This window comes from Streptomyces sp. URMC 126 (assembly GCF_051386555.1).
Taxonomy (GTDB): Bacteria; Actinomycetota; Actinomycetes; order Streptomycetales; family Streptomycetaceae; genus Streptomyces.
Genome location: NZ_JBPQTX010000387.1, coordinates 1 through 5,931 on the forward strand (window position 1 = coordinate 1; position 5,931 = coordinate 5,931).

At 75.2% G+C, this 5,931-nt stretch carries 5 protein-coding genes; 2 read left to right on the forward strand and 3 right to left on the reverse strand.

What is annotated here, in order from left to right; all coding sequences use genetic code 11:
- Positions 1 to 45: 45 nt before the first annotated feature.
- Complete coding sequence (locus ACSNOK_RS29760) at positions 46 to 1,143, reverse strand: PucR family transcriptional regulator (protein ID WP_436783904.1); 1,098 nt, start codon at positions 1,141 to 1,143, stop codon at positions 46 to 48.
- Positions 1,144 to 1,261: 118 nt separating this feature from the next.
- On the opposite strand from ACSNOK_RS29760, the gene ACSNOK_RS29765 reads away from it, so the two are divergent.
- Positions 1,262 to 2,155, forward strand: a complete 894-nt coding sequence (locus ACSNOK_RS29765; RefSeq protein ID WP_436783905.1) for an alpha/beta hydrolase — start codon at positions 1,262 to 1,264, stop codon at positions 2,153 to 2,155.
- 211 nt (positions 2,156 to 2,366) lie between these two features.
- On the opposite strand, the gene ACSNOK_RS29770 is transcribed toward ACSNOK_RS29765, so the two are convergent.
- Positions 2,367 to 3,680 (reverse strand): MFS transporter, encoded by a 1,314-nt coding sequence (locus ACSNOK_RS29770; RefSeq protein ID WP_436783908.1) that lies wholly within the window; start codon positions 3,678 to 3,680, stop codon positions 2,367 to 2,369.
- Positions 3,681 to 4,120: 440 nt separating this feature from the next.
- Complete coding sequence (locus ACSNOK_RS29775) at positions 4,121 to 4,996, reverse strand: hypothetical protein (protein WP_436783906.1); 876 nt, start codon at positions 4,994 to 4,996, stop codon at positions 4,121 to 4,123.
- 149 nt (positions 4,997 to 5,145) lie between these two features.
- On the opposite strand from ACSNOK_RS29775, the gene npdG reads away from it, so the two are divergent.
- Entirely contained in the window at positions 5,146 to 5,850 is a 705-nt protein-coding gene (gene npdG / locus ACSNOK_RS29780; RefSeq protein WP_436783907.1) for an NADPH-dependent F420 reductase, read from the forward strand.
- The last annotated feature ends 81 nt before the right edge of the window (positions 5,851 to 5,931 follow it).

The window sequence follows — 5,931 nt, forward strand, 5'->3', positions numbered from 1 at the left end:
CTCGGTGGGGGCGGGTTTGGGGTGGTCGGGCGGGTCGCGCGGTTCTCAGGCGTTCAGGAGGCGCCAGGCTGTGAGGGCGAGGCCGGCCCGGGTCAGCCCGGTGGGTGTGGTGATGTCGATGCCCAGGGTTCCGCCGATGCGGTCGAGGCGGCGGGCGACGCTGCTGTGGTGCAGGTGGAGGAGTTCGGCGGCGCGGCGCAGGGAGCCGGTGGCGCAGTAGACGTCCAGGGTCTCCAGCTCGTCCGGGCTCGCGGCCAGGCGCGCCACCGCCGCCACGTCGGCGTCGGCGCGCACGGCGTCCGGGGGAATCTCGGCCAGCAGGGCGCGCGCCCCCAGGTCGGCGAAGCGGACGACGGGTTCGCGCGGGCCCGTGAACCGCAGGGCGGTACAGGCCTGCCGCCAGGAGCGGTCCGGGCTGTCGGCCCCGCCGACGCCCGCGCGGACGTCCGCGGGGAAGCGGTCCGCGTCGATGGCGGTCGCCAGCAGCACCCCCGCTCCGGCGAGCGCCGCCGCCTTCACCGGACGGTCCGGACAGACCAGGGCGCCGATCCGGTCGAGCGGCAGCCGGGAGCGCACGGCGGCGACGAGGACCGGCCGGTCGGGGTGGAACCCCAGGAGCCGTAGCGCCCTGGCCCGGGCCGCCTCGTCACTGTCCGGGCCGATCGCCAGTTCGACGAGGGCGGGGTCGGCCATGGTGGTACGGGCGGGCCCATAGCGCTCGACGACCGCCGCCACGGCGATGGCCAGTCGCTCCAGCAGCAGCTCGTCGAGGCCGAGCGGCCCGGTCGCGCCGGGACGCTCCAGCCAGACCGCGCCGATCTCCTCGTCGTCGAGCAGGATCGGAGCCGTGCATGATGCGGGCGGTGCCGCGTCCGGTGCGAGCGGCCGTCCGGCGGCGGTCGGCGACTGCTGAGCGGAAGGGGCGGAAGGGGGCAGCTCCCGGCCGTCGGGCGTGCGGCGGATCACCTGCCCCGTACCGTGCACCCGGACCCCGGCCGTGCACTCGGCCAGACCCGCCGACGCCCGGACGAGCGCCGCGAGATCCACCCGGCGGCGCATGAGCGTGTCGTAGAACATGATGACGCGGATCGCACCATCGGCATGCCCGCCCAACTGCGACAGACGTTCGGCCAGAGCCTCCATGGCGGGAGCATAGGCGCCGGCGGGGCCCGGGCGGAGCGCCGAGTGGCGCGCGAGCCGGGGCGGACACCCGACGACCGGCGGACGAAACCGGGGGCCGAAGGCCGTCAGGATGACCGGCATGGATCCCGAACTCGAAGCCTTCCTCCCGCTGTTCCCGCGTTCCGATCTGACCGACCCGGTGGCCGAGCGGGCGAACCTCGCCGCTCTGGTGGACCGGTTGCCGCCCCCCGACACCACGGGGCTGGAGGTCGAGACGCGCACGATAACCGCCGACCCGGACGTACCGGTGCGGATCTACCGTCCCCACGAGGCGCGCGGGGCCGTGCTCTGGCTGCACGGGGGCGGGTTCGTCATGGGCGACCCGGACACCGAACACCCGATGGCCGCCCGGCTCGCCGACGAGGCCGGAGTGGTGGTGATCTCGGTGGGCTACCGCCTGGCGCCCGAACACCGCTTCCCGGCCGCCCTGGACGACACCTACGCCGCCCTGCTCTGGGCCGCCGAACACGCGGCCGAGCTCGGTGTGGACCCGGAGCGGATAGCGGTCGGAGGGCACAGCGCCGGCGGCAACCTCGCGGCCGCGGTGGCGCTGCTGGCACGCGACCGGCAGGGGCCGCCGATCCGCTTCCAACTGCTCCACCAGCCGGAACTCGACGACCGGCAGGAGACCTGGTCGGCCCGGAACTTCACCGAGACGCCCTGGATGTACCGCGACAAGATCACCACATCCTGGCGCCACTACCTGGGCTCCGCGCCCGCCACGCCGTACGCCGCCCCGGCCCGGGCCGCCGACCTGACCGGCCTGCCGCCGGCCTACGTGGCCACGGCCGAGTTCGACCCGCTCCGCGACGAAGCCGTCGCGTACGCGCTGCGTCTGCTGCAGGCGGGCGTCTCCGTCGAACTGCACCAGTGGGCCGGTACGTTCCACGGCTCGCAGGCGATCCTCTCGGCCGAGGTGTCGCAGCGGCAGATCGCCGAACTCGCCGGCGTCCTGCGCCGCGCGCTGGCCTGACAGCGGCTCCGCCTGAAGGTTGCACGCGGCTCCGCCGGGGAGCGGATCGGCGGCGGGGGAGCGGTGGAGGTGGGTTGGCGGACGTGGGTCGGTGGAGGTGGGTTGGTGGAGGTGGGTTGGTGGAGGGCGGTGCTCCGCCGTCTCTTTCGCCCTCCGTCGCTTCCGTCCCCGCCGCCTCTTCCGTCCCGCCGCCTCCTCCGTCCTCTCTCCCCTACGCCGCCTCGACCACCTCGGCGGCCGTGGCCCGGGCCCGGCGTTCGCGCATGCGGACGGCGTGTTCGTCGGTGCGCTGGTCGTACGAGAGCAGCTTCGGCAGGGCCGCGGCCAGCAGGCCGACCGAGGCGACGCAGGCCAGGCCGCCCGCCCAGACGGAGGCGCGGACGTTGGTGAGGGCGGCCATGCCGCCGGCCCGGACCTGGCCGAGCTGCGGGCCGACCGAGTAGGAGAGCAGTTCGATGCCGGCGAGCCGGCCGCGCAGCTCGTCGGGGATGGTCTGGTCCCACATCGCCGAGCGGAACAGGCCGCTGACCGTGTCCGCCGCGCCGGCCAGCGCCAGCATCAGCAGCACCAGCCAGATGTTGCCCATCCAGCCCGCCAGTGCCATCGCCGCGCCCCACGCGAGCGCCGCGCCCACGACCATCCGGCCGTGCCGGTGCACGTGGGAGACCCAGCCGCTGGTCAGGCTGACCAGCAGTGAACCGATCGCGCTCGCCGCGTACATCAGGCCCAGCGCCCAGCGGGCGTGGAGGTCGTCGGCGAGGAACGGGAAGACCGCGTTGGGGAAGGCGAAGAACATCGCGGCCATGTCGACGGCGTAGGTGCCGAGCAGTTCCTTGCGGCTCCAGGCGTAACGGGCGCCCTCCAGGATGCCGCGCACGGACGGCTTCTCCGCGTCGCGCGCGGGCGGGGAGGCGGCCAGGCCGACGGTGAACAGGACGGAGATCGCGTACGAGGCGACGTCCAGGGCGTAGGCCCACTGCAGGCCGCCGAAGGCGATTATCACGCCCGCGAGGGACGGGCCGGCGATGGCGCCGACCTGCCAGCGCATGGTGTTCAGCGCGATGGCGGCGGGCAGTTGCTCGTGCGCGACGATGCGCGGGACGATCGACTGCAGGGCCGGGCGCTGGAGTCCGGTGAGCGCGCTGACCAGGCCGGCGACCAGGTAGAGCGGCCAGACGAGCGGGTGCGGCAGGAGGGTGTTGAGCAGCAGTAGGCCGCTCAGCACGCCGAGTCCCGCCTCGGTCCAGAGGATCAGCTTGCGGCGGTCGAGGGCGTCCGCGAGGGCGCCGCCCCAGAGGCCGAAGACGATCAGCGGGACGAGTTCCACCGCGCCGATCGCGCCGACGGCGAGCGTCGAGCCGGTGAGCTCCTTGAGCTGCACCGGGAGGGCCACGAAGGTCAGGAAGCTGCCGAAGACGGTGACGAGCCCCGCCATCCACATCCGCCGGAAGTCGCGCGACGAGCGCCACGGGGTCAGGTCGGGCAGGAGGGCCCGCAGCCGGCCGGTACCGGAGGCCGCTGTGATGGTGGCCGCCGTGGCGGGCTCCGTCGTGGCGCAGTCCGTTGTCGCGGAGGGTCTGGAAGGCCCGGGAGGGCCGTCGGGAGGGGAAGCGGAAGGGTCGTGCTCGGTCACGGGGGTCCATGGTCCGTGGCCGGGGTGGTGCGAGCAAACGTTTTTCCCCGGGCGGTTCGCGGAGCGGGAGCCCCAGTAAGACCGCAGGGGACGGAGCGGACGAAGTCGGGTGAATCCCCTGAATGCCGCGAAGATCCCCTTGTGGGTGGGGAGTTTGCGGTGCGCGGCCGGGCCGCGCGGACGCCGGGGCCGGCCGCGCGCGTGGTGGGTGACGCGCCGGCGGTACGTGACCGGTCTCACGCGGGAACCGGGACCGGCCGAGGCGGACGACGACGAGCGGGCCGAGTGCCGGGGAGGCGCCTTACGCGCCCGGAGGCGCCGCGCGAGCCCGCTCACCACGGCTCCCGCGGGGGTGCCGAGCGCCGGCCGGCCGGCCGGGGGAGCCGGTCGCGGGAGCGGCGGCGATCGGGTGGTCCGTCCTCGCGCGGGGCCTGGGTGATCGGGTGCCGGGTGGTGGTGATCGGGAGTCGAGCGGCGGCGACCGAGTGCCGGACCGTGTCCGGGGGCGGCCCGGCGGAGGCGGGTGCCGTCGGCGCCTCGTGCGCGAGCGCACGGACGGCGCACGCCTTCCGGCCCTCGCGAGCTCTCCACCCCTCGCGAGCTCTCCACCCCTCGCGCATCCCTCGCCCCTCGCCCCCGCCGCCGTCCGGCGGCAGGGCCGTCGCCCCGCCGCGCCTGACCTCGTCCACCCGCTCCGGAGGTTCGTTCACCAGGTCCGGAGGCCCGTACACCCGCTCCGGAGGTCCGTTCACCAGGTCCGGAGGCCCGTACACCCGCTCCGGAGGTCCGTTCACCAGCTCCCGAGGTCCGTCCACCCGCTCCGGCGGCGGCGCCTCCCCGGGCGGCGGTCCGCCCTGTGGCAGCGCCGGCGGCGGTGTCCGTCCGCGCCCGGCGCCGCCGAGCCACCCCGGGCCCGCGGCCAGGTGCGCCGAAGTGCCCGGCGCGGCCAAGTGCGCCGGGGTGCCCGGCGGCACCCGGCGGCGGGCGAGCGCAGGGTGCGGCTCCGGTGGCTCCGAACGGGCCGCCTTCACGTCCGGGTGCGCCGCGAGGTGCCGGGGCCCGCACTCCGCCGTCCCGACGAGCAGCGGGCAGCCTCCGCCGTGCGCCCGTGCCGACCGGCGCGGCGTCCCCGCGAAACGGCGCGTGTCCCGCAACCAGTCGGTTCCGGCGAGCATTTCGCGCAACAGCGCGACACGCACAGCGTCCATGGCTCACCATCCTGCCGCGACGAACCGGGCGAAAAACGGGGAAGCCGCCCGGCTCACCCGTTCGTGCCCCGGCCCTCCTGCGCCCGGCGGTGCCGGGTGGGCCCGGTGAGGCCCGTGGGGCCCGCGGAGGGCGTGACAGTATCGCTGTCATGACGACTTCTGCCGATACGACAAAGCCCGCCGCCAAGGACCCTTGGGACCTTCCGGACGTCTCCGACCTCGTGGTCGGCGTCCTCGGCGGCACCGGCGACCAGGGGCGCGGCCTCGCCTACCGGCTGGCCAAGGCCGGCCAGCGAGTGATCATCGGCTCCCGCGCCGCCGAGCGTGCCCGGAGCGCCGCCGCCGAGCTGGGCCTCGGCGTCGAGGGTGCCGACAACGCCGAGTGTGCCCGGCGCAGCGACATCGTGATCGTCGCCGTGCCGTGGGAGGGCCACGGCGCGACCCTGGAGGCGCTGCGCGAGGAGCTCGCCGGGAAGCTCGTGATCGACTGCGTGAACCCGCTCGGCTTCGACAAGCAGGGCGCCTACGCGCTGAAGCCGGAGGAGGGCAGCGCCGCCCAGCAGGCCGCCGCCCTGCTGCCGGACTCCCGGGTGACGGCCGCGTTCCACCACCTGTCCGCCGTGCTGCTGTCCGACCCGGAGATCGAGGAGATCGACACCGACGTGATGGTGCTCGGCGAGAAGCGGGCCGACACCGACATCGTCCAGGCGCTGGCCGCCCGCATCCCGGGGATGCGCGGCGTCTTCGCGGGCCGGCTGCGCAACGCCCACCAGGTGGAATCGCTGGTCGCCAACCTGATCTCGGTCAACCGGCGCTACAAGGCGCACGCGGGACTGCGGGTCACGGACGTCTGACCCTCTGACCCCTCGATTCCCCGGGGTTCCCCCGGATCCGGCCGGGGCCGGAGGGTGCTCGCGGAGGGGGCGGGGTGGCCG